Raw genomic sequence first — 22,791 nt, 5'->3', positions numbered from 1 at the left:
CTCATGCCCGCCCGGGCGCACCCAGGTCGCGCATCTGACCTTCCACGTGCGCCCGCAGCCGCACGCGGTACTCACTGCGCAGAGCCTCGAGCTCCTCGATCTGCTGCAGCGTGGCGGCGCGGCCGGCGGCCAACTCGCTCATCGCCGTCTCGTAGCGTTCACGCGCGCTCCGCTCCATGGCCTCGGCCGCGGCGACCGCCTCGTCGGCGATCCGTTGCGCCGTCGAGCGGGCGTCGGACAGCAGATCCTGCGCTTCCCGCCGAGCTTCGACAAGGTGGCTGTCGGCCGTGAGCTCGGCCATGGTGAGCACCCGCGTCGCGTGCTCGCGGTCACCGGCGGTCGCTCTGCCGCCACCGGTGCGCGCCTGCTCCAACTCGGCCCGCACCGCACGGGCCACCTGCTCCGCGGCTGCCTTGTCGCGCAGGACGCGCTCCAGCCGCGCGCTCATCTCCTCGACCGCACCCGCCAGTCGCGGGTCGTGGCCCTGCCAGTCCGATCCGCCGTCGCGCGCGACCGCACCGCGCAGGTCGTTGTTCTCCTCGATCAGGCGGACTAGGTCCTGTTCGAGCTGGTCCAGGAAGGCATCGACCTCTTCCTGGTCATAGCCGCGTTTGCCGATCGACGGTTTGTTGAAGGCGACATTGTGTACGTCGGCCGGAGTTAACGGCATCGGGACTCCTCCTCGGGTACGGCTCACGTCGGAACCGGTCCCGCGCGTCGTCGCCGTGACAACCATGGACCTCCGCGGGCCGATGCGCCAGAGTTCTTCCGAATCTTGGTGCGCGCGCCGTCGCGCGCGGGCACTCCGGGGCCCCATCCGCGCCGCTCAGGTACGCTGGGATCACGGTTTCACGGTTCTGCCCCCGGCCGCGATCGACGCCGGCCACCCCCAAAGCGCACGGCCGCCGGCCAGCGCCGGGCAGTTCGCCCTTCCACGTTCGGAGAATTCATGGCGGTCCGCCGCCCGCGGAACACCCCCACCTTCGCCTCGCTCGGCCTGCCGGACCCGTTGGTCTCGGCGCTTGCCGCACGCGGCGTCACCACCCCGTTCCCCATCCAGGCCGCCACGCTGCCCGACGCACTCGCCGGGCGCGACGTCCTCGGCCGCGGACGCACCGGTTCCGGCAAGACCTACGCGTTCGGATTGCCCCTGCTCGCCCGGCTGGCGGCCCATCCCGCACCACGCCGTCCGGGGCGGCCGCGGGCGTTGATCCTCGCACCGACCCGTGAGCTCGCCGCCCAGATCGAGGCGTCCATCTCACCCCTGGCCGCGGCCCTGTCGCTGCGCACGCTGACGGTCTTCGGCGGGGTCTCCGCCGGCCCACAGGTCGCCGGCCTCCGCGCGGGAGTCGACGTGCTCATCGCCTGCCCGGGTCGCCTCCTCGACCACCTCCAGAACGGTCACGCCAACCTCGGCGCCGTCGAGGTGACCGTGCTCGACGAGGCCGACCACATGGCCGACCTCGGCTTCCTGCCGGCCGTACGCAAGCTGCTGGACCAGACACCGCGGCGGGGCCAGCGGCTGCTCTTCTCCGCAACCCTCGACGCCGGTGTCGACGTCCTCGTCCGGCGATACCTCACCAACCCGGTCACCCACAGCGTCGACACCGCCGCGGCGCCGATCAGCGTGCCGCACCACATGCTGCACATCGAGCGCCAGGACCGGCTGGCCGTCCTGGTCGAGTTGGCCGCCGCCCCCGGCCGCACGCTGGTCTTCGCCCGCACGAAGCGGCGGGCGCGGCTGCTCACCCGGCAGTTGGTCGAGGCGGGCGTGCCGGCCACCGAACTGCACGGCGACCTGGCCCAGGGCGCCCGCAGCCGCAACCTGACGGCGTTCGCCGAGGGCAGTGCGACCACCCTCGTCGCGACCGACATCGCGGCCCGCGGCATCCACGTCGACGACGTCGCGCTGGTCGTGCACGCCGACCCGCCGGCGGAGTTCAAGGCGTACCTGCACCGGTCGGGCCGCACCGCCCGGGCCGGCGCGACCGGCACCGTCGTCACGCTGATGACCGGCGACCAGGTCGACGGGGTCCGCCATCTTGCCCGCCAGGCCGGCATCGCACCGACCACCACGCGGCTGCGACCCGGGCACCCGCTTCTCGGCGAGATCGCGCCGGGCCCGCGCACGCTGGTCGCACCACCACCGGCCGGAGAACAGAAGCGGGCGACCCGCCGCGGCGGCCCCCACGCGTCCGCGACCGTCCCGCGCGGTCAGGCCGTGTCGCGCGCCGGCGGTGGTGGCCGGCACGCGGCTACGCCGACGGCACGTCGGTCCTCCGGTGCGGCCGAGTTCTCCGCGGGTAGCCGAGTCGGCAGGTCCCGAAGGTCCCGATAGCTCGCAAGGCTGCGTCCACCCGAACGGGCGACACCGTTGCGGGTCCGGTCGGGCATGCCCGCACCGTTGCGATGATCGGTGGCGTGGCCCGCTCGCTGTCGACGGTGCTGGTCGTCCTGTGGTGCCTGCTGGTCGGGCTGCCGCTGGCCGTGACGCTCACGCCGGACGTCGAGTTGACGGTCGCCGGTCAGCACCTGTCAATCGGCGCTCGGCAGCCGAGCCTCAGCCTCTCCGGGCCGGCGCAGGTCGTGCAGATCGGCAACACCGCGCTGGACGTCCCCGCGTTGCGGGTGTACGGGCCGTTGCGCCCGCGCCTGAGCATCGGCCCCGTCGACCGGGACGCCGCGGCCAGCGCGCTGTCCCCCGAAACAGGCGCGAAGACCCGGTCCGCCGCCGCGACCACGATCGGCATCGGCTTCGTCCGCTGGTACGCATCGGCCACGGTCATCCTGATCGGCCTCACCGCGGCGGCGATCGGGGTGGCCGGCTGCGCGGCGATGGTCCGCACGGTGCGCCGGCTCAGCCGCACGGAGCCGGGCGCCGTCGCCCACGTCTGGCGGCACACGGCCGGCCGGCTGCGCGGCATGGCCACCGCGGCGCTGACGGTCACGTTGACCGCCTGGGCCGCCGCCGGAGTCCTCGCCTACGACGGCGCCGCGCACGGCCTGCGACAGGTCAAATCCCTTTCGGACCTCGTCGGCACCCACCGGTTCTCGCCCTCGCCGGTCGGGCCGAAGGTGCACGGCTACGCCGGAGTGGTGATCGGTGACTCCCGCGCCGCCCGGTTCGGCGGCCCGACCGCACCCGACGCGTCCGCCGACGACCGCGCCTGCGCGCGCAGCACCGACTCGCTCGCCGCGGAGGTCGGGCAGCTCACGGGTGCGCCCGCGGTCAACCTGGCCTGCACCGGCGCCTCGATCGCCGCGGGCCTGCTCGGCGCGCAGACCCTCGGCGACCGGGTGCTGCCACCGCAGGTGGGCCTGCTCAAACAGGTCGAGGGCGTGCGGTACGTGGTCGTCGTGATCGGCCCGAACGACCTCTACTGGACGGACTTCCTGCGCTACTGCTACGGCGTCGACTCCTGCGAGGACAACCTGACGCAGGGCGAGTTCGGCTACCGGTTGGCGGCCTTCGACCGCGACTACGGCGATCTGCTGCGCGACCTCGCCGACCTGCCGACGCGGCCGCGGGTGGTCGTGTCGGCCTCGTACGACGTCTTCGCGCCGGACGCGGACTGCCCGGACACCCGCGGCCCGGCCGGCGCCTCCGGGCTCTCATCCGACGAACTGCGCATGCTGATCGACATGAACCGCCGGTTCAACGAGGTGCTCCGCGCCGGTGCCGACAAGTACGGTTTCGCGGTCGCCGAGCCCCGCCTGACGCCGCTGTGCGCCACCGGCTCGCCGCTGGGCCCGGACCTGCAACACCTGTCGGATCCGGCACCGTTCCACCCGACCGCGGTCGGCATCGTGCGAATGGCCTCGGCGGTCGCCCAGGCCCTCGCCGCGAACTGAGCTGTCAGGCACGTCCTGGGTGGAATCCGGTTGCGTGGTGACCGGTGGGTTTGAGTAGTGTCTGCGCCATGTCGAGCCCTGAGGCATCCAAGGTGGGGGCTTTCGGTCACGCCGTCAGCCCCCTGAACCACTGAGTTCATAGCCCGCTTCCCAGCAGCCTTCGCTGCGTGGGCATGTGCGCGCACCCTTGGGCGCTGGCCGCGGTGACGAGACGTCTCCTCGTTCTCTCTCACCTCGGAGTTCTTGATGCCTCTTGCGCTGCACCTGCTTGCCGTGGCGGTCTTCGCCATGGGCACCTCGGAGTTCATGCTCGCCGGCTTGGTGCCGGACATCGCCGCCAGCCTCGACGTGTCGGTCGGGGCCGCCGGGCTTCTGACCTCGGCGTTTGCTCTCGGGATGATCGTCGGCGCGCCGCTGATGGCGGCGCTTGCGCGCTGGTGGCCCGTCCGGGCCAGCCTGTTGTGCTTCGTGCTGGTCTTTGCCGCGGCCCACGTCGCAGGCGCGCTCACGACGAGTTTCGCGGTTCTGCTTATCACCCGGGTGATCGCCGCCCTGGCCAACGCGGGCTTCCTTGCTGTGGCACTGAGCACGGCGGCCACGCTCGTCGCAGCAGACCAGAAAGGGCGCGCGCTGGCGGTGCTGCTCTCGGGTACGACGGTGGCCACCGTTGCTGGAGTTCCCGGTGGCGCGATCCTCGGCACGGTGCTCAGCTGGCGGGCAACCTTCTGGGCGATCGCACTGCTCTGCCTTCCCGCTGCCTTCGGTGTCATCAAGGGCATCCCGGCCCGTGTCGGAAAGGCCCCTCGGGACACTCCGGCTGGTTCGTCTCTTCGGAGCGAGATCGCCCAGCTCGCGATGCCCAGACTGGTCCTGGTCATGCTGCTCGGTGCCCTGGTCAACGCTGCCACGTTCGCCACGTTCACGTTCCTGGCACCGATCGTGACCGACACCGCCGGCATGGGCGAGCTGTGGGTCTCGGTCGTGCTGGTGCTCTTTGGTGTTGGGTCCTTCCTCGGCGTCACCCTCGCGGGACGGCTCTCCGATCAGCGTCCCGGCATCGTGATCGCAGTCGGTGGCCCGTTGCTGTTGCTCGGGTGGGTCGCGTTGGCGACCCTGGCTGCCCAGCCGGTGGCGCTTCTGCTCCTCGTGTTCGCGCAGGGCACGCTTTCCTTCGCGTTGGGCAGCACCCTGATCGCCAGGGTGCTCTACGCGGCAGCAGGCGCCCCCACCATGGGAGGGTCGTATGCGACCGCGGCGCTCAACATCGGTGCCGCTGGCGGACCCGTCGTTGCCGCAGCGACCCTCGGGGCCGATGCCGGCGACCTTGGCCCGGTCTGGGTCAGCGGCCTCCTGGTTACGGTCGCACTGCTCATCGCGCTGCCGCTCGGGCGATTCATCGCACCCCGCGTTGGCCAGGCGGTTCGATGACCCCGCGCGAACGCTCCGTTGAATGTCGAGGGACGGCGGCGGCTCATGGAACGACTCCGAACCCGCCCTCCGGAAATGGCGAGGTCGGGCCCACAAGGGGGCTAAGCCTGGCGGAGCACCAGCAGGGTCTCGGGCCGCACGCCGTCGTGGTTCATCGCGGCCTTTGCCTCGTCGCTGCGCATGAACGCCTGGAACGCCTTCATGTCGGGGATCTCGGCGATCAGCCCGACGCGGTTCGAGCCCTCGGGGTCCCAGAACGCGCGCACCGTGATGCCTATGGGCCCGAAGACCTCTTCGCGCTTGGGCGATGCCTTCCACGCCTCGACGTCGTCGACCTCGTGCGTGATCAGGTAAGTGGCCACTGTGAACTCCCCCGTGATCGGCTGAGTAAGGCTACCGCCACGGAGTGTCACCGAATCGTCGACTCGCCCGAGTTGTGGTAGACGTACGCGGACGGGTTGCTGAGGTGGCCGTCGTACGGGCCGACCTTGGTCACCTTCACGCCGTCGCGGAACACGATCTGCAGGCCGTGCTCGGGTTCCCAGGCACACTCGCTCTCGATCGAGACGCAGACCCGCTGACTTCCCTGGGAGTCCCGGCTCACCGTCGGTTCGGTGCCGAGCCGCACGTGGTCGAAGACCTGTTCCGGGCCCTGGATCTCGATGTCCGCGTCGGCGACGTCGCGGTAGTACGCGTAGACGTGCGGCGCGGCTGCCTGCAGTGCCGACTCGTCGAGCGCCAGGAAGGCGCGGATCGCCGCGTGGAAGTCCCCCTGCCGGGCGTCGTCGTCGTACCCGTCGACGACGAACCGGCACTCGACGCCGCCCAGCACCGCCACCGGCATCGGCGCGCTGACGTACCACTCGGACTCGACGTCCTCGACGACCTCGCCGAGACCGGGGATCCGCATCGCGTCACCCTACTCCCGCGAGCCGGCCGATTTCGGTGGTCAGCTCAGCCCGCAGGTCGTCGTGGTGCGGGCCGAGGAGGGCTTCGGGAGCGTCGCGGACCTCGGCCGGGCGGTGCCAGGCCGGGACGCCGATGAACTCCGCCGGCTCCCAGTCGTATCGGGGGTGCAGGTGAGCGTGCAGGAACGCGTCGGTGTTGCCGAGGATCGCGTAGTTCATCCGCCGGAACGCCGGGTCGCGGCGCGCGCAGACCGCCGCGATGGCCTCGCCGAGCAGGTCCATGTCGGCCAGGAAGGCCAGCCGGCGCGGGCGGGGCAGGTCCAGCAGGCGGTCGATCGCCGGGTCGTCGGGCAGGAGCACGCAATAGCCGGGCAGGAACTGCGTGTCGCCGATCACCGCGAAGCCCGACTCCAGGCGGGCGAGCACCGTCGGGTTCTCGCCCCGCAACGCCGAGCCGATCCGGTCCGTGCGCCAGTCGATCATGCGGACACCCTAGCGAGATACGTTTGCCGGCGTGACCGTCGCACGCACGCTCTGGCAGGACAACGCCGACCTCGCCGAAGCCGCCCGCACGCATCCGTTCGTCCGCGGGCTCGCCGACGGGACGCTGGAGGAGGCGACGTTCGCCGGCTACGTCGCGCAGGACGCCTTCTACCTCGAGTCGTTCGCCCGCGGCTACGCCCTCGGCGTCGCGCACAGCCCCGACCGGCAGGGCCTGGACGCCTTCGCCGACCTGCTCGCCGGGCTCCGCGAGGAACTGCGCCTGCACGAGGCGTACGCGACGAAGCTGGGCATCGATCTTGCCCGCGTCGAGCCGTTGCCGGCGACGCTGGCCTACACCGACTTCCTGCTCGCGACCGCCGCCCTCGGCGATCTCGGCCACCTCTGCGCGGCGCTGACGCCCTGCATGCGGCTCTACGCCCACCTCGGCCAGTCGCTGGCCGCCGAGGCGCACGCCGACCGGTACGCCGACTGGATCCGCACCTACGCCGAACCCGGCTTCGACGCCCTGGCCGCCCGGCTGGAGAACCTGCTCGACAGGTACGCCCGCCCCGGCGACGACCGCACCGCCACCGTCTACCGCCGCGCGATGCGCCTCGAGGTGGCCTTCTTCGAGTCCGCCTACCGCGCGGGCCAACCGACCACGGCCGGCTAACCTTCTTGCGTCCCTAAATGGAAACGACTACCGTTTCGCGGCGGAGTCGCTCCGAGCAAAGGACGCAGGTGAGTCCGCAGACCGAGGCCGTCCACGATGGCCAGACGAGCCCCACCAGAACCCGGCGGATCGGTTCCGTCGAGGTCCTCGCCGTCGTGCTCGTGCTGCTGGTCGTCTTCCGCGGCCCCGTCTCCGCGGCCATCTCCAGCCCGCGCCTGCAGACCTGGACCACCGTGTTCGTCTCGGTCATGGTGCAGGCCGTGCCGTTCCTGGTCTTCGGCGTCGTGCTCTCCGCGGTCATCGCCGTCTTCGTGCCCGCCAGCTTCTGGGCGCGGGCCCTGCCTCGGCACCCGGCGCTGGCCGTCCCGGTCGCCTCGGCCGCCGGCGTCGTGCTGCCCGGCTGCGAATGCGGCGCGGTGCCGATCGCGGGATCGCTGATCCGCCGCGGCGTGACGCCCGCCGCGGCTCTCGCGTTCCTGCTCGCCGCGCCCTCCATCAACCCGATCGTGCTCACCGCGACCGCGGTCGCCTTCCCCGCCAACCCGGAGATGGTGCTGGGCCGCGGCGTCGCCAGCCTGATCGTCGCCATGATCATGGGTTGGCTGTGGTTGCGTCTCGGCAAGACAGAGTGGATCCGGCTCCCCCACCGCCACGACGACGGCGCCACCAAGCTCGTCGCGTTCTGGGCCGCCGTCCGCCACGACGTCGTCCACGCGGGCGGCTTCCTCGTGCTGGGCGCGATGGCCGCGGCCACCATCAACGTCGTCGTGCCGGAACGCTGGCTGCTCACCCTCGCCGACAAGCCGGTGCTGTCGGTGCTCGCGCTGGCCCTGCTCGCCGTACTCCTGTCGATCTGTTCCGAAGCCGACGCCTTCGTCGCGGCCTCGCTGTCGCAGTTCTCGCTGACCGCCCGGCTGGCGTTCCTGGTCGTCGGCCCGATGGTCGACCTCAAGCTCGTCTCGATGCAGGCCGGCGTCTTCGGCCGGCGGTTCGCGGCACGCTTCTCACCGGCGACGTTCATCGTGGCGGTCCTCGTCGCCGTCGGCGTGGCGGCGGTGGTCCTGTGAACCGGCAGGCGCAAGGCGTCGTCCTGCTGCTGCTCGGCGGCGCCGTCCTCAAGGCCAGCCTGACCGACGTCTACCTGCGCTACGTCAAGGAAGGGCTGCAACCGTTCCTGATCGCCGCCGGCGCGGTGCTGGTCGTCACCGCCGTGTTCACCTTCGTGCACGACCTGCGCCAACAGAAGCAGAGCAGCCACGAGCACGGCCCGGCCGTCGGTTGGCTCCTCGTCCTGCCGGTCCTCGGCCTGCTGCTGGTCGCACCGCCGGCGCTCGGCGCGTTCGCCGCCGGACAGGCCGGCACCGCCCTGTCGAGCCAGGCGATCTCGGACTACCCGCCGCTGCCACCCGGAGATCCTGCCAAGATCAGCATTTTGGAGTACGCGTCCCGCGCGGTCCACGACAACGGCACCTCGATCGGCGGCCGCACGGTGCGGATGTCGGGCTTCGTCATCCCGGGCCCCGATGGCGAACCGATGCTGGCCCGGATGATCCTGTCGTGCTGCGCGGCCGACGGCCGGCCCATCAAGCTCGGCATGACCGGCAACGCCCCGGTCGACCTGCCCGCCGACACGTGGATCGAGGTCACCGGCGGCTACACGGCCAAGGCGGGCACGGACCCGGTCAACGGCGAGCGCATCCCGTACGTCGACGTCCACACCTGGACCCCGATCGAAGCACCCCGCAACCAGTACCAGTAGCTACGACAGGGTCCGCAGGTCCACGGCGGACCAGGACAGGCGGTTCTCGAAGCCGCTGGACCACCAGAGCCAGCCGCCGCGCGACACCACGCTGACCGCGTCCGCCGCCACGCTCACCGTCTGGTCCCGGGTGAGGTCGTAGACCGACAGCGGCCGGCCCTGCGCCGCCCGGGTCGCCGGGTCCAGCGAGGTCAGGAGCTCGAACCGGTCGAGTACGGCGACGTCCGTCACCGGGAACCCCACGTCCGGCCCGGCGACGCGGCGCCGCTGCGTGCCGTCGACCCGCACCAGGTCGACACCGTCGCTGGCACCGTCGGACAGGACGATCGCCCGGCACCAGGTGGCACCGCAGGCCGGGAAGTCGGCCGGGCCGGCGGTGAACTCTCGCCGAGACCCCGTCAACCGGTCCATCAACAGCACCCGGCCGCCGCCGACGGCGTCGGTGTCGTCGAGCAGCCACGGCCAGCCCACCGGCGACCACGACCCGGCCACGCTCTCGACACGTTCGTCGCCACCGCCCAGCGACACCGACCGCAACTGAGTCGAGGACGGCTCGCCCGGACCCACCGCCGTCCAGTGCAGTCGCCCGTCCACGATGGTCAGGTCGTGCGCGGAGTCGGTCTGCTTCACGTCACCGGCGTCGGCCACCAGGCGCCGCGCGGGCCCGTCCCCGCCGCCGACCCACATCGCCGTCGTGCGCTTCCCGGCCGCGTCTTCCACCGACTCGGCCCACGCCACCCGACCGCCGCCGCCGGCCACGAACCCGAAGTACTGCGGCGCCGACACCGCCGGCAACCGCCGCAGCTCCCGGACGCCGCCCACGCTCACGGAGACCAGCCGGACGGACGCGCCGTCCGCGGTCACGGCCTGGCCGACCGACGAGCCGGCGTCGAGGAACAGGCCCGGCGTGTATTCGGCGCCGTCCGGCAACGAACCGGACACCGTGCCCCGGATCGCCTCCGGCCACGCCGACGCGAAGCCGCGTGCGGCCGGCCGGGCCTCGTCGACCGCGGCCGGCGGCAGAGACAACAACCAGGCGCCGGCCACCAGGGCGGCGACCAGCCCGGTCCACCGCACCTCACGGCGGCCATCGAGCACGCCCGCAGGCTATCGGACAACTGCCGCCCGCCGCCGGCACGTCACCCCTTAGAAGTCGTCGTCGAAGCTGACCGTGCCCGTGACGCCGACCTGGTACGCCGAGACCCGGCGCTCGAAGAAGTTCGACAGCTCCTGCACATCCTGCAGCTCCATGAACGCGAACGGGTTCCTGCTGCCATAGACAGGCGGCAGCCCGAGCGTGGCCAGCCGCCGGTCGGCCACATGCTCCAGATAGGCACGCATGTCCGAGAGCGACAGTCCGCTGATGCCCTGCTCCAGCAGGTCCTCAGCGAACCCCACCTCGCATTCCACCGCCTCGGCGAGCATCTCGGTGACGGCCGCCGTCAGCTCGTCGTCGAACAGGTCCGGCTCCTCGCGCCGGACCGTCTCGACCACGTCGAACGCGAACGCCATGTGCATCGACTCGTCGCGGAACACCCAGTTGGTGCCCGAGGCGAGGCCGTGCAGCAGCCCGCGGGAGCGCAGGAAGTACACGTACGCGAACGCGCCGTAGAAGAACAGCCCCTCGATGCAGGCCGCGAAGCAGATCAGGTTGAGCAGGAAGGCCCGACGGTCCTCCCGGGTACGCAACTCCCGCAGCGAGAAGATCGAGTCGATCCACTTGAAACAGAACTCGGCCTTGCGGGCGATCGACGGGATGTTCTCCACGGCCGCGAACGCGTCGTGCCGCTCCCGCTCGTCCGGCACGTACGTGTCGAGCAGGTTGAGATAGAACTGGACGTGCACGGCCTCCTCGAAGAGCTGCCGCGACAGGTAGAGCCGCCCCTCCGGCGAGTTGACGTGCTGATAGAGGTTGAGCACCAGGTTGTTGGCGACGATCGTGTCGCCGGTCGCGAAGAACGCCACGAGCCGCGAGACCAGGTGCCGCTCGGCGGGCGAGAGTTTGGCCAGGTCGGCGAGGTCGGAGTGCAGGTCGACCTCCTCCACCGTCCACGTGTTCTTGATGGCGTCCTTGAACCGGTCGAAGAACGCCGGGTAGCGCATGGGTCGCAGGGTCAGGTCCATACCGGGGTCGAGCAGGGTCACTGGCACGCCTCGCAGCTCTCGGGGTTCTCCAGGGAGCAGGCCACGGCGTCGGGGGCGACGATCGCCACGGTGGCCTGCTGGATCCGGGTCGCGGGGCGCGACCGCAGGTAATAGGTCGTCTTCAGCCCGGATTTCCAGGCGTAGAGGTACATCGAGGACAGCTTGCCGATGGTGGGCGCGCTCAGGAACAGGTTCAGCGACTGCGACTGGTCCACATAGGGCGCCCGGGCGGCCGCCAGGTCGATCAGCGCCCGTTGCGGCAACTCCCACGCGGTGCGGAACACCTCGCGCACCTGCGCCGGCAACGACGCGATGTCCTGCACCGAACCCTCGGCCCGCTTGATCCGCTCCCGGGTCTCGGCGGTCCAGAGCCCGCGCACCTTCAGCTCGCGTACCAGATAGGTGTTGATCTGCAGGAACTCGCCGGACATGGTCTCGCGCTTGAACAGGTTGGACACCTGCGGCTCGATGCACTCGTAGCAGCCGGCGATCGACGCGATCGTGGCCGTCGGCGCGATCGCGACGAGCAGCGAGTTGCGCAACCCGTGCTCCGCAACCCGTTGCCGCAACGAGGCCCAACGGTCCGTCTGGGTCGGCGTGGCACCCCACAGGTCCGGGTGCAGCGCCCCACCCGCGGCCCGCGTCTCCGCGAACGCCGGATGCGCACCGAACTCCGCCGCGAGACCCGCCGAGGTCTCCAGCGCCGTCAGCAGGATCTCCTCCTGGATCCGGGTCGACAGCTCGCGGGCCTCGTCCGAGTCGAACGCCAGCCGCCGCGCGAAGAACACGTCCTGCAGGCCCATCAGCCCGAGCCCGACCGGCCGCCAGCGGGGGTTCGACGCCGCCGCCTGCGCCGACGGGTAGTAGTTGATGTCGATGACCCGGTCCAGGAACACCACCGCGGTGCGCACGGTGGCGCGCAGCTTGTCCCAGTCGATCCCGTCGGCGGTGACGTGCGCGGCCAGGTTGACCGAGCCGAGGTTGCAGACGGCGGTCTCGTCGTCGGAGTTGACCTCGAGGATCTCGGTGCACAGGTTCGACAGGTGGATGGTGTTGCCGGGCGCACCGACCTGGTTGGACAGTGCGTTCGACCGGTCCTTGAACGTCATCCAGCCGTTGCCGGTCTGCGCGAGGGTGCGCATCATCCGCGCGTACAGGTCGCGGGCCTTGACCGTCTTCACGGCCTTCTTCTCCGCGGCGCGGTAGGCCTCGTCGAACGCCTCGCCGTGCAGGTCCGGCAGCTCGGGCGCGTCGGACGGGTCGATCAGCGACCAGTCGCCGTCGGCCTCGACGCGGCGCATGAACTCGTCGGGGATCCAGTTGGCGAGGTTGAGGTTGTGCGTGCGCCGCGACTCCTCGCCGGTGTTGTCGCGTAGCTCGAGGAACTCCTCGACGTCCGGGTGCCACGGCTCCAGGTAGACGCACGCGGCGCCCTTGCGCCGGCCGCCCTGGTTGACCGCGGCCACACCGGCGTCGAGCGTACGCAGGAACGGGACGATGCCGTTGGACCTGCCGTTGGTGCCGCGGATCAGCGCGCCCCGGCCCCTGATCCGGGACCAGGAGATGCCGATCCCGCCGGAGAACTTCGACAGCTTCGCGACCTGGTGGTACCGCTCGTAGATCGAGTCGAGCTCGTCGCGCGGCGAGTCGACCAGGAAGCACGACGACATCTGCGTGTGCCTGGTGCCGGAGTTGAACAGCGTCGGCGAGCTGGGCAGGTAGGCCAGGCTCGACATCAGCCGGTAGAAGCCGATCGCCTCGCCCGGGTTCGTCGACAGGCCGCAGGCCACCCGCAGCAGCCAGTACTGCGGCGTCTCGACCACCAGGCGGGTCTCGGGGTGTTTGAGGAGATAACGGTCCGCCACGGTACGCAGGCCGAAGTACTCGAACTTCTGGTCGTTCCTCAGGTCGACGGCGTCGTCGAGCTTGCGGGCGTTGCGGGCCACGAACGCGGCGGTCTCGTCGCCGATCAGCCCGAGTTGGTGCGCGTACCGGATCGACTGGCTGAAGGTCGCGACGCCCTGGCCGCGGACCTCCTTGTCGACGTACGCGGCGAGCAGGCGCGCGGCCAGCCGCGAGTACTGCGGTTCCTCGCCGGTCAGCTCGGCGGCGGTCTGGATCGACAGCTTGTCGAGCTCGGCGGTGGTCGCGCCGTCGTAGAGGCCGGTGATCGTCCGGGTCGCCACCCGCAGCGGGTCGACCTCGTCGAGGTCGCCGACCCACCGCTCGACCGCCTTGACGATCTTGTTGACGTCGACCGGCTCCAGGTCGCCGTTGCGCTTGCGGACCTGCATCACGTGCCGCCGCTGCTCCGGCACGGTCTTCTCCTGCGTGACCGTCATCGGTCCCCCTCCGCACGCTTCGGAAGGTCGTCGGACACGCGGGCGGACGCCGCCGGCCCGCGACGGCGCGGCCCGGTGCTGGCATCGGCCGTCCCGCGCGGCCTTCGACCGCCGCACGCCGAGCGGCGTGCGGCGCGCTGGCAGGTCTTCGGACTCGCGGGCGTCGTGCTCGTTCCTACTGGCCGTCGCTTCCCGGGCCCGGGCCCAGTGCTTGCTTGACGGCGGTCGTTCCCACTCACCGCTGCGGGGCAGTCCCGGACTCGCACCGGGTTCCCTCTTGCCTCGACCGTCCCTTGTGGGGCTCGGCCGAACCAGCTGCGTGAGACACCATATATGGGTGCCCCCTGGATCGCGCAACACCAGATGTGGTGTCGGCGTGTCGGGGTAGGTGTATGCCGAACGTCACCTTGCGCACCGGCGCGGCGCGGCCGACGCGGCGCACCGCGACCGGTAGGGTCGCGGCCCCTCAGCGCATCAGCAGGCCGGCGACGGCGGCGAACGCGAGCAGCAGACCCAGCCGCAGGGCGACGACCACGGACGCGGCAACCACGTCCGAGCGACGGGCACCGTGCGCCCGGCTGCGGCGGATGATCTCGCGGCGACTCGACCAGGCGTCCACGCCACAAGGCTCGGCGCGTCGCAGCGCCCGCACCAAGCGTCTTGACGTGTCCTTGACCGCGCGGCCGGGATTCCTGACGCGTTCTTGCCGTCAGGCGGCGTGGCGGCGCAGCGTGGTCTCCGGCAGGCCGGACTCGGCGGCCAGGCCGCGCCAGGTGGCGCCGGCACCGCGGCGGGCCGCGATGTAGGCGGTCAGGGTCGGATAGCCGAACGCCTGGGCGACCGCCGCGCCGCGCGCCTGCGCGAGGTGGCGTTTGGTGGCGTGCGCGACCGCGCGCAACCCGTGCTCGCCCAACGCCGCCCGCACGGTCGGCGGTGACACACCGGCCTCACGGGCGATGGCCGCGACCGTACGGTGCTCGTCGACGTGCCGGGCGCGTAGATAGCTCGCGGTGTCGGCGAACCCCAGGCGCAGCGCGGCCGGCCGCAGGCGACTGTCCGAACGCGACGGTGGCACGACGCCCGGTGCCACGCCGCGCAGCCGCCGGGACACCCAGTCCTTGTGGAGGCCGGCCTCGCGGCTGATCGCCGCCATGCTCAGGCCCCGGTCGAGCCGGTCCGCGACGTACCCCGGGAAGTCCGCGAACCCGAACCCGGCCGCGACCGCCGCCGCCAACACGGCCATCCGGTCCGCCGCGGCGCGCCGGCTGCCGTCGGCCCGCGCCACGCGGCTGATGCCGGCCAGCGTGCGCAGGGTCTTGGCGCGGCGCTCGGGCGGATGCGGCCGGCCCCGGGCGGCGTCGGCGGCCGCGGCGGTCAGCGCGCCGCTGCGGGCGCGTTCGTGGGCGCGGGCGTGCGCGTGCTGGATCGCCGGCTCGGCCGCGAACCGGGCGGTGAACGCGGCCGCGCGCCGCTTGCGGGTGGCCTCGCCCGTCAACGGGTTGCCCAACTCCAGCCCGAACGCGGCGACGTAGTCGGTCTTGACCCAGCCGTGCACCCGGATGTGGCTGGCCACCGACAGGAAGAAGCGCCCGCAGAGGTGGCAGCAGACCCGGTCGCCGTCAGCGACCATCCGGCCCACCGGCGCGTAACAGGGCGTGCCGTCCGCGAGTCTCCCGAGAGGTCGCATCGCCCCACCACCATCCGTTCGGTAGTCACAATGAGACTACCGGCAGGATCGCCCGCCCGGAAGCCGCCCGAGGTTTTAGGCTGTCGGCCGTGGTCGACCTGCCTCTTGGTACGTGGATCGTGCTGGCGCTCGTCGACGAGGCGCCCACCCACGGGTTCGCAGTCGCGGCGCTGACCGCCGAGGGTGCCGAGATCGGCCGGGTGTGGCAGATCCCCCGGCCGCTGGTCTACCGCTCGATCGACCGGCTGATCGAACTCGACCTGGTGACGGTGGAGTCGACGGAGGCCGGTGCCCGCGGACCCCGACGGTCCATCGTGGCCACCACCGCCGACGGCGCCGCAGCCGCCGCCGGCTGGCTCGACCGCCCGGTCACCCACGTCCGCGACATGCGCTCGGAGCTGCTCGTCAAGATCGCCCTCCGGATGCGCCGCGGCCTGAGCCTCGGCCCGCTGGCGTCGGCACAGCGCGCGGTGCTCACCGACGTGCACGCCGCCCTGGACCACCAGCGCGCGGCGTCGACCGGCTTCGGCCGCGTCCTGCTGAGCTGGCGCCTGGAGAACGCCGAAGCGGCGCTGCGCTTTCTCGAAGACATCGAGTAGCCGCCCCGCCCTCGCAGAAACCAACATCCGCGTGGGGCGGCGCCGGCGCCGTGACGGTCGACGTCGTACCCGGGCGCGGCAGTGGTTTCTCGCTCGAAGCCCCGGAAGGCGTGCGCTTCCTGATCCGTTCCCGGCTCCTGACCCCGGAGGAGCTGGCGGTTCTCGACTGACCTGGGACGATGGGCGGCATGTCCACGCAATCGACCAACGCGGCCGTCGAGCCGTTCCTCGACGCCGTGGCCGACGAGCGGCGCCGGGCCGACGCGTACCGGCTCCTCGCGATCATGGGTGAGATCAGCGGGGAGCCGGCGCGGATGTTCGGCGCCAGCATCGTGGGGTTCGGCAACTACCACTACCGGTACGAGAGCGGGCGGGAAGGTGACGCGCCGCTGGTGGGTTTCTCGCCGCGCAAGACCAGCCTGGTCGTCTATCTGGTCGGTGGCTACGAGGAGCGCTATCCGCGGACGGTGGCCCGGCTCGGGACGTTCAAGACCGGCAAGGGATGTCTGTATCTCAACCGGCTCGCCGACGTGGACGAGGCCGCGCTGCGGGAGTTGATCGAGCGTACGGTGCGGGTGCATCGCGGGGTGGACACCGCCTAGGCGATCTCATCCAGGCGGTCGATGGTCGCTGTTGGTTGAGCCGCCGGGGATCTGGGGGTTGCGCATCGCGCGCGGTGTTCGCCTGGTCGGGTGTGCCAGAACCGGGAAACCGTTTTGCAACGGCCGGTTCGTGATCGGACGCTGGCGACCGGGATCCCGAGACACCCGCGCGTGATCAGGTGCGGCTGGTCGCCACGGTTGGACGCCCTGCGGCGTGATCGTGTGCGGCTGGTCGTGTTCCCGCACGGCGTGTCGACCAGACCTGGTGCACACGATCAGCGGTGCGGCCCAGGAGCTTCCTGATGAGTCCCACATGATCATGGCCCGGTGGGGCGGCCGGCGCCGGTGGCCCACCCCCTTACGTACGCCGTCCCACAGGTGCGAGGCTCGTACTCGTCCAGCTTCAACGACCGGTTCTGTCGATCGTTAGCGACCCGCGGACGGCGACAATCCCAAGGCCCGTCCCGCCGCCCTGACCCGCGAGGCACCCCCAAGCGCCGGGCACCCGTTGCTGGTGCCCGGCGCTTTCGCCGGTCAGGCGGTGCGGCGTCGTCGTTGGAGGGCGACCAGGAGCAGGCCCGCGAGGGTCATCGCGCCGCCGAGGCCGGCGACCCTGGTCACGGACTGGCCGGCTACCTCCGGGCCCGTGACGGGCAGGCCGGCCGGGCAGGTTTGTGCCAGGTCGAAGGTGCCGTCGGCGCCGGTGATCACCGCGGTGGCGTTGATGATCGAGAACGGGTTGACCAGCTCGCCCGACGGTGACAGGCCCGCGGACGTGCGGATCCAGGCGCGGTCGCCGACGATCGCGCGGTCGGCCGCCGGTGTCGTAGTGATTGTCTCGGTGACCGGGCCGCCCTCGGTGGCGAACTCGATCGTCACGGAGCGGAACTCGCCCTGCTCCTGGGGGCGTGGCAGGGCGAAGACCCAGACGTCCTCGCCGGCGAACGGGCCGCCGCCGAGGTTCGGGTCGCACTGGTGCACGGGGAACGCGGCGGCGGTCTGGCCGACGTCCGCCTGGTCGATGTGGATCGTCACCCCGGAGGCCGAGGCCGGCGCGGCGCCAAGACCGATCACGGCCGCCACGACGGCAGCTCCGCCGAGGCGGGCGAGCACGGATATCGTCACAAGATCACCCCAACTGGTCGCTGTGCGGGTAAAGCTCATGAATCCGCTGTCAGGTAACCATGTTGGACAGATCTTCATGTTCGTTATCGGCAGGTTCCCATCCGTACGTCATTCGCGATTTGTGCCCTAAAATGGTGGTACGTGATGAGATGAACTGTGCGGACCGGCGGGGACGATCGGCGCGGCACCGCGGGAGTGACGCGTGCCCTGTTCGTCACCGCGGCGCTGGTCGTGGTGATCGCCGGGATGCGCGCGGCCGGCGAGCTGCTCGGTCCGATCCTGCTGGCGCTGATCCTCGTCGTCACGCTGAGCCCGATCCGCACGATGCTGGCCCGCTGGATGCCGGGCTGGCTGGCCACCACGGTGTTGATCCTCGCGTTGTACGGCATCCTGGCCGCCGGCGTGGCGTCGCTGGTCGCGGCCGGCGTCCAGTTGGCGGGGATCGCGCCGCGCTACTCGGACCGGGTCAGCGACATCGTCGACAGCGTGCAGCAGTGGCTGCAGGACCAGGGCGTCGAAGCCGGCAACGCGCAGCAGTTGGTCACCCGCCTCGACCCGAGCACGTTGGCCAACATCGCCTCGAGGGTCGCCGGCGCGGTGCTCAACCTGCTGACCAACACCGTCTTCCTGATCACCCTGCTGCTGTTCATGGCGGTGGAGACGGGCGGCTACCCGAGCCGGATGGCGCGCGTGGACCTGATCCGCCCGGGCCTGACCAAGGCACTGCGCCAGTTCGTCTCGGGCACCCGCCGCTACCTGGTGGTCTCCACGATCTTCGGCCTGGTGGTAGCCATCTTCGACGGCATCGCACTGTGGATCCTGGGCATTCCCCTGGTGGTCATCTGGGCGGTGCTGGCGTTCGTCACGAACTACATCCCGAACATCGGCTTCGTCATCGGCCTGGCCCCACCAGCGGTGCTCGCCCTGTTGGAGGGCGGCGTCGGCCTGGCGGTCGTGGTGATCGTCGTCTACAGCGTGATCAACTTCGTCCTGCAGTCGATCGTCCAACCGAAGATCGTGGGCGACACCGTCAACCTGTCGGTGACGGTGACGTTCCTGTCGCTGATCTTCTGGACCTTCATCCTGGGCGGGGTGGGTGCGGTGCTCGCGGTCCCCCTGACGCTGTTGGCCCGCGCGTTGCTGGTGGACGCCACGCCAGGCACGCGCTGGATCGACCTGTTCCTGGCGGGCAGCGGCAACATCCGCGGCGAGGTCCGCTGGCGCGCGAACCACCCACCACGCCGCCCCCGCCGCCGCTGGCTACGCCATCGCCGCCGCCCCCAAAGCCCGTGGCGCGAATGACCTGAGCCCGCAGACACGCCTGCGTCTATATGATCCACGGACAGCGCCAGCGTGACGGAGGACGCGAGTGATCAAGGCGGTCTTTCTCGATGTCGGCGGGACCATTCTCGACGAATCGCGCGAGTTCGAGACCTGGGCCGACTGGCTCGGCGTTCCCCGGCACACGCTCTCGGCGGTCCTCGGTGCGGTCATCGCGCGGGGTCTCGACTACAGCGAGACGTTCGAGGCCTTCCGGCCGGGAATCGACCTCGCGGCCGAACGCGAGCGCCGGGCAGCCGCGGGCAAGGCCGAGTCGTTCGGCGAAGAGGATCTCTACCCGGACGCGCGTGCGTGCCTGACCGCCTTGCGGGAGCAGGGTCTGTTCGTCGGCCTGGCCGGCAACCAGCCGGCACACGCCGAGCCGATCCTCCGCGCGCTCGACCTGTCCGTGGACATGATCGGCACGTCGGAGGGCTGGGGCGTGTCGAAGCCGTCACCGGCCTTCTTCGAACGGGTCGTCCACGAAGGCGGCGGCGACCCGTCGTCGATCCTGTACGTCGGCGACCGGCCCGACAACGACGTGCGCCCGGCGCACGAGGCCGGCATGCGAACCTGCCTGATCCGCCGCGGCCCGTGGGGCTACATCCTCGACACCGCGTCCGTGTCCGACCAATGCCTGTTCCGCATCGATTCGCTGGACGAACTCCCGACCCTGGTCGCGAGGCACAACGCAGACTTCGCGATCAGCTGACCGCGGATTCCTGGTCGATGTCGGCCAGGAACCGCTCGGCGCGGCGCGAGAACAGGTAAGCCCCGCGTTCGTCCGATCGGGCGCGGGCTGCCTCGGCGGCGGCCCGTACGACGTCGACGGATGCGCCGCGGACGTGCAGCAGGCGTGCGCGCAGCAACAGCAGGAGCCCTTCGGCGAAACGTTGGCCGTAGGCCGTGAGGGCCTGGTCGGCCCGGTCGAGGGCGGTTGCGGCCGCGTCGGGCAGGTCGGCTGCCAGCCACATCTCGGCGATGAGTCCGTAGTGGTAGGCGATGCCCCAGCGCGGCGGGTGCAGGAGAGTCGCGGCCAGGAGTTGTTCGGCCTCTGCCGCCTTGCCGGCGGGGTCGTCGCCGGTCAGCGCACAGGCCCAGAGCCAGTCCAGCCGGATGTAGTGCTCCTGCGCGACGCCGGAGCGGTCGGCGCCGGCCGCGATCCACCGCTCGGCCGCCCACCTCGCCCATCGTGCGTCACCGGCCATCGAGGCCGCCATGGTGTGGTAGTAGGCCCAGACCGACATCGCGAACGGGTCTTCGTCGGCTTGGTAGGCCTTGTCGATCGCGGACCGTGCCGTCTCGACATCGCCGTGCAACGCGGTGATCACGGCCAGCCAACCGATCCATTCGTTCGGCACCTTCCACGGTCCGAGGTCGCTGGCACGGTGGTGTGCGCCGGTGTCGCCCAGGGCGCGCAGGCAGCGGTACGCCTCGCCGATGTCGCCGATGTCCCACTGGTACAGGCCCCAGGCTTGCCGACCGTACGCCTGGACGATCGGGTCGGCCGACGCCTGTCCCCGCTCGTACAACCGGCGAGCCCACCTCCCACGGTCCTTCTCGATCGACGTGTAGGCGCCGACCAGCCGGATGAACAGGAAGTCGACGGCCTGCGTCTCGTGGCCGAGCGTGCGGGCCAGGTACTCGGCCCGCTCCAGCAGGTCGAACGTCGAGCCGCCGTATCCCGCGTGCCGCCTGGCGACCAGGGTGAGCAGTGACAGGACCGACAGCTCCAGGTCCCGCAGGCCGGCCGTGCGCGCGATCTGGGCGGCCGACTCCAGGTGCCGAGCCGCGGCCGCGAACGCGAGCTTGGCCGCCGCGCGGCGGCCGGCGCGGGCCAGTGCCTTCGCGGTGCGAGCCGGGTCGGCGAGCGGGCCGGCGGCCCACAGGTGGTACGCGAGGCGTTCGGCGACAGACTCGTCGTCCACGTGGGTGCGTTCGAGGGCGTCGGCAACGCGCAGATGCAGCCGGACGGCCTGCTGCCGCGTGGTGGTCTCGGTGACCGACTCGCGGACGAGGTCGTGCGCGAACCGGAGCGAGTGCGGGCTTTCCGGCCTGGTTTCCAGCAGACCGAGCGCGTGAAGCGGTTCGAGGCGTTCGAGGCAGTCCGCGACCTCGACGCCGGCCGCGCCGGCGAGCAGGGCGAGGTCCACGTCGCGGCCGATGAGCGCGGCGACCTGCAGCAGGTCGCGAGCGGTGTCGTCGAGACCGGTCAGCCGGTCGCGGACCACGTCTCGTACGGTGGCGGGCACCCCGGCCGCCTCGCCGTCGCGCAGCGAGCCGCCGTCGTTCAGGAGCCGGGACAGCTCGCGCACGAAGAACGGGTTGCCAGCCGTACGCGCATGGATGCCGCGGGCGACGTCAGCGTCCGGTTCCTGGCCGGTTTCGCGGCGGATGAGCTCGGTGACCTCGGTCAGGCCGAGCGGGCCGAGCCGGATCCTGCGGTGGTCCGGCAGCCGACTGGCCGCGGCCAGGACCCGCGACAATTCAGAGCCGGGCACGGGTGCCCGGTCACGGAACGCGCCGATGATCACCGTGCCGGCGGGTAGCCGGGCCGCGAGGTGGCCGAACAGCCGGAGCGAGGCGATGTCCGCCCATTGAAGATCATCGACGATCAGCAGCGTGGGCCGTTGCGCCGAGGCCTGCCCGACGACGGTGACGACCTGTTCGAGCAGGCGGAACTGGGCGCCGCTGTCCGGCACCGCGGGCGCGACCGCCGTGTCCGTTCGCGGTTCGAGGAGGCCGCCGAGCTCACCGGCGAGCCAGTGCTCCCGCAACGGCGCCGGCAGGCTGTCGAGGATCGGGCGGAGCACCTGCTCCCACGGCCACATCGACGGCGTTCCATCACCTTCCAGGCAGGAACCCCAGACCACGAACGCGCCGAGCCGGCTCGCTTCGGCGGCGGCCTCCTGCAGCAGGCGGGTCTTGCCCACGCCCGGTTCGCCTTCGACGACGGCGAGCGCCGAGTGGCCGGTGAGTGCCTTCTCGACGGCGTGCCGCAGGATGGCGAGCTCCTCGGCCCGGCCGACCAGCCCGGCCGCCGCTGGCGCCGACGGGCCGTCACCCGCGACGTCCGCACCCGACACGACCGGAGACGTCGGAGGCTGCGCCAGTACCCGCAGATATGCCGCTTGCAGCGCCGGGCCGGGGTCGACACCGAGCTCGTCGGCAAGGCAGGCGCTGACCGCCCGGAACGTCGACAGCGCCTCCGCACGGCGTCCGGCGGCCCCGAGGACGGCAATGAGGCTGGCCTGCACCGATTCATGGAACGGCGCCGTCGATGCGGCCAGCCGCAAGGCCGGCAGCAGGAGCTCCGGCCGGCCCAGCGAGATCGCCAGTTCGGCCGCCGCCGCGCATGCGGTGTGGAACTCGTCGTCGAGGGCCGCGAAGATCGGCAACGCCGTCGGCCCATGCGTGAATCCCTCGCCCGCACGGCCCTGCCACAGGCCGAGCGCTTCGATGTAGCGATCGAGCGCCGTTTCGTGACGATGCCCCGCGAGGGCCTCCTCCGCCGCCTCGACGAGCCCCCGGAAGGCCACCAGGTCCAACATGCCGGACGGAGCCGTCAACAGGTAGGCGTTGCCGCGGCGGTGCAGGTACGAGCCGGTAGTCCGGGAAGGGAGCGCGGGTTCGAGCAGCCGCCGCAACGCACCGACGTACTTCTGGACGACGTTGAGCGCGCTGCTGGGTGCGTCGTCGTCCCAGATCAGATCGATCAACTCGCTGGCGCTGACCGGCCTGCCCGCCCGAGCCAGCAGCAGGGCCAGCAGGTACGCCTGCTGCCGGGGGCCGATCTCCAGCTCGACACCGTCCCGCCACGCCCGCAACGGGCCGAGGACCTGTAGGCGCACACCAACGCCATCGTCGT

At 71.5% G+C, this 22,791-nt stretch carries 21 protein-coding genes, 1 pseudogene and 1 riboswitch; of the genes and pseudogenes, 11 read left to right on the top strand and 11 right to left on the bottom strand.

The window, feature by feature from the left end; all coding sequences use genetic code 11:
• Window position 1 precedes the first annotated feature (1 nt).
• Window positions 2–736: a DivIVA domain-containing protein gene (locus Air01nite_RS13250; protein ID WP_203702390.1), complete on the bottom strand. Its 735-nt coding sequence runs from the start codon at window positions 734–736 to the stop codon at window positions 2–4.
• A gap of 213 nt (window positions 737–949) precedes the next feature.
• On the opposite strand from Air01nite_RS13250, the gene Air01nite_RS13245 reads away from it, so the two are divergent.
• From Air01nite_RS13245 to Air01nite_RS13235, 3 genes are all read left to right on the top strand, one after another.
• Window positions 950–2,338 (top strand): DEAD/DEAH box helicase, encoded by a 1,389-nt coding sequence (locus Air01nite_RS13245; protein WP_203702389.1) that lies wholly within the window; start codon window positions 950–952, stop codon window positions 2,336–2,338.
• 83 nt (window positions 2,339–2,421) lie between these two features.
• A complete protein-coding gene (locus Air01nite_RS13240) occupies window positions 2,422–3,852 on the top strand; it encodes an SGNH/GDSL hydrolase family protein (RefSeq protein WP_239090686.1) in 1,431 nt (476 codons plus the stop codon).
• A gap of 246 nt (window positions 3,853–4,098) precedes the next feature.
• Complete coding sequence (locus Air01nite_RS13235) at window positions 4,099–5,280, top strand: Cmx/CmrA family chloramphenicol efflux MFS transporter (RefSeq protein WP_203702387.1); 1,182 nt, start codon at window positions 4,099–4,101, stop codon at window positions 5,278–5,280.
• Window positions 5,281–5,381: 101 nt separating this feature from the next.
• Here Air01nite_RS13235 and Air01nite_RS13230 read toward each other — a convergent pair whose 3' ends face one another.
• Genes Air01nite_RS13230 through Air01nite_RS13220 form a run of 3 tightly spaced genes read right to left on the bottom strand, consistent with a single transcriptional unit; the run spans window position 5,382 to window position 6,671 of the window.
• The gene (locus tag Air01nite_RS13230; protein WP_203702386.1) at window positions 5,382–5,642 is read right to left on the bottom strand and encodes a hypothetical protein; all 261 of its coding nucleotides are present in this window, start codon (window positions 5,640–5,642) and stop codon (window positions 5,382–5,384) included.
• Window positions 5,643–5,689: 47 nt separating this feature from the next.
• A complete protein-coding gene (locus tag Air01nite_RS13225; protein ID WP_203702385.1) occupies window positions 5,690–6,190 on the bottom strand; it encodes a DUF6985 domain-containing protein in 501 nt (166 codons plus the stop codon).
• Between the two features lie 4 nt (window positions 6,191–6,194).
• Window positions 6,195–6,671, bottom strand: a complete 477-nt coding sequence (locus Air01nite_RS13220) for an HIT family protein (protein ID WP_203702384.1) — start codon at window positions 6,669–6,671, stop codon at window positions 6,195–6,197.
• 31 nt (window positions 6,672–6,702) lie between these two features.
• Here Air01nite_RS13220 and Air01nite_RS13215 point away from each other — a divergent pair, with 31 nt between their 5' ends.
• From Air01nite_RS13215 to Air01nite_RS13205, 3 genes are all read left to right on the top strand, one after another.
• Entirely contained in the window at window positions 6,703–7,344 is a 642-nt protein-coding gene (locus tag Air01nite_RS13215; protein WP_203702383.1) for a TenA family protein, read from the top strand.
• A 68-nt stretch (window positions 7,345–7,412) separates the two neighbouring features.
• Window positions 7,413–8,411, top strand: a complete 999-nt coding sequence (locus Air01nite_RS13210) for a permease (RefSeq protein WP_239090685.1) — start codon at window positions 7,413–7,415, stop codon at window positions 8,409–8,411.
• Window positions 8,408–9,103 (top strand): TIGR03943 family putative permease subunit, encoded by a 696-nt coding sequence (locus Air01nite_RS13205; RefSeq protein WP_203702380.1) that lies wholly within the window; start codon window positions 8,408–8,410, stop codon window positions 9,101–9,103. The genes Air01nite_RS13210 and Air01nite_RS13205 overlap by 4 nt, the downstream gene beginning before the upstream one ends.
• Here the strand turns inward: Air01nite_RS13205 and Air01nite_RS13200 are convergent, their stop codons facing one another.
• From Air01nite_RS13200 to Air01nite_RS13180, 5 genes are all read right to left on the bottom strand, one after another.
• Window positions 9,104–10,201 carry a hypothetical protein gene (locus Air01nite_RS13200; protein ID WP_203702378.1) on the bottom strand — a complete coding sequence of 366 codons (1,098 nt, stop codon included), beginning with the start codon at window positions 10,199–10,201 and terminating at the stop codon, window positions 9,104–9,106.
• A gap of 48 nt (window positions 10,202–10,249) precedes the next feature.
• Entirely contained in the window at window positions 10,250–11,227 is a 978-nt protein-coding gene (locus tag Air01nite_RS13195; protein ID WP_239090695.1) for a ribonucleotide-diphosphate reductase subunit beta, read from the bottom strand.
• Window positions 11,228–11,244: 17 nt separating this feature from the next.
• Entirely contained in the window at window positions 11,245–13,590 is a 2,346-nt protein-coding gene (locus tag Air01nite_RS13190; protein ID WP_203702376.1) for a ribonucleoside-diphosphate reductase subunit alpha, read from the bottom strand.
• A 122-nt stretch (window positions 13,591–13,712) separates the two neighbouring features.
• A riboswitch (cobalamin riboswitch) is annotated at window positions 13,713–13,921 on the bottom strand.
• Window positions 13,922–14,056: 135 nt separating this feature from the next.
• Entirely contained in the window at window positions 14,057–14,209 is a 153-nt protein-coding gene (locus tag Air01nite_RS13185; RefSeq protein ID WP_203702369.1) for a hypothetical protein, read from the bottom strand.
• A gap of 90 nt (window positions 14,210–14,299) precedes the next feature.
• Entirely contained in the window at window positions 14,300–15,277 is a 978-nt protein-coding gene (locus Air01nite_RS13180; protein WP_203702368.1) for a hypothetical protein, read from the bottom strand.
• A gap of 89 nt (window positions 15,278–15,366) precedes the next feature.
• Here Air01nite_RS13180 and Air01nite_RS13175 point away from each other — a divergent pair, with 89 nt between their 5' ends.
• From Air01nite_RS13175 to Air01nite_RS13165, 3 genes and pseudogenes are all read left to right on the top strand, one after another.
• Window positions 15,367–15,876, top strand: a complete 510-nt coding sequence (locus tag Air01nite_RS13175) for a MarR family transcriptional regulator (protein WP_203702366.1) — start codon at window positions 15,367–15,369, stop codon at window positions 15,874–15,876.
• A gap of 50 nt (window positions 15,877–15,926) precedes the next feature.
• Window positions 15,927–16,046 (top strand): annotated as a pseudogene (locus tag Air01nite_RS13170) (DUF779 domain-containing protein); the annotation flags it as partial.
• An 18-nt stretch (window positions 16,047–16,064) separates the two neighbouring features.
• Entirely contained in the window at window positions 16,065–16,478 is a 414-nt protein-coding gene (locus Air01nite_RS13165) for a DUF1801 domain-containing protein (RefSeq protein WP_203702365.1), read from the top strand.
• Window positions 16,479–17,012: 534 nt separating this feature from the next.
• On the opposite strand, the gene Air01nite_RS13160 is transcribed toward Air01nite_RS13165, so the two are convergent.
• Window positions 17,013–17,603 (bottom strand): MYXO-CTERM sorting domain-containing protein, encoded by a 591-nt coding sequence (locus Air01nite_RS13160; RefSeq protein WP_203702363.1) that lies wholly within the window; start codon window positions 17,601–17,603, stop codon window positions 17,013–17,015.
• A 195-nt stretch (window positions 17,604–17,798) separates the two neighbouring features.
• Here Air01nite_RS13160 and Air01nite_RS13155 point away from each other — a divergent pair, with 195 nt between their 5' ends.
• Entirely contained in the window at window positions 17,799–18,905 is a 1,107-nt protein-coding gene (locus Air01nite_RS13155; RefSeq protein WP_203702362.1) for an AI-2E family transporter, read from the top strand.
• Between the two features lie 67 nt (window positions 18,906–18,972).
• Window positions 18,973–19,635: an HAD family hydrolase gene (locus Air01nite_RS13150; protein WP_203702360.1), complete on the top strand. Its 663-nt coding sequence runs from the start codon at window positions 18,973–18,975 to the stop codon at window positions 19,633–19,635.
• On the opposite strand, the gene Air01nite_RS13145 is transcribed toward Air01nite_RS13150, so the two are convergent.
• The gene (locus tag Air01nite_RS13145; protein WP_203702358.1) at window positions 19,628–22,774 is read right to left on the bottom strand and encodes a BTAD domain-containing putative transcriptional regulator; all 3,147 of its coding nucleotides are present in this window, start codon (window positions 22,772–22,774) and stop codon (window positions 19,628–19,630) included. The two genes, Air01nite_RS13150 and Air01nite_RS13145, sit on opposite strands and share 8 nt — an antisense overlap.
• Between the last annotated feature and the right edge of the window lie 17 nt (window positions 22,775–22,791).

The organism is Asanoa iriomotensis, assembly GCF_016862515.1.
Taxonomy (GTDB): domain Bacteria; phylum Actinomycetota; class Actinomycetes; order Mycobacteriales; family Micromonosporaceae; genus Asanoa; species Asanoa iriomotensis.
The sequence above is the reverse complement of the archived record's forward strand: the minus strand, read 5'-3'. Positions and strand labels throughout refer to the sequence as shown.

Coding starts and splice junctions, on each gene's coding strand:
- Air01nite_RS13250 (WP_203702390.1), bottom strand. CDS start 736: ATGGTTGTCACGGCGACGACGCGCGGGACCGGTTCCGACGTGAGCCGT.
- Air01nite_RS13245 (WP_203702389.1), top strand. CDS start 950: ATGGCGGTCCGCCGCCCGCGGAACACCCCCACCTTCGCCTCGCTCGGC.
- Air01nite_RS13235 (WP_203702387.1), top strand. CDS start 4,099: ATGCCTCTTGCGCTGCACCTGCTTGCCGTGGCGGTCTTCGCCATGGGC.
- Air01nite_RS13225 (WP_203702385.1), bottom strand. CDS start 6,190: ATGCGGATCCCCGGTCTCGGCGAGGTCGTCGAGGACGTCGAGTCCGAG.
- Air01nite_RS13220 (WP_203702384.1), bottom strand. CDS start 6,671: ATGATCGACTGGCGCACGGACCGGATCGGCTCGGCGTTGCGGGGCGAG.
- Air01nite_RS13195 (WP_239090695.1), bottom strand. CDS start 11,227: ATGGACCTGACCCTGCGACCCATGCGCTACCCGGCGTTCTTCGACCGG.
- Air01nite_RS13190 (WP_203702376.1), bottom strand. CDS start 13,590: ATGACGGTCACGCAGGAGAAGACCGTGCCGGAGCAGCGGCGGCACGTG.
- Air01nite_RS13180 (WP_203702368.1), bottom strand. CDS start 15,277: ATGCGACCTCTCGGGAGACTCGCGGACGGCACGCCCTGTTACGCGCCG.
- Air01nite_RS13165 (WP_203702365.1), top strand. CDS start 16,065: ATGTCCACGCAATCGACCAACGCGGCCGTCGAGCCGTTCCTCGACGCC.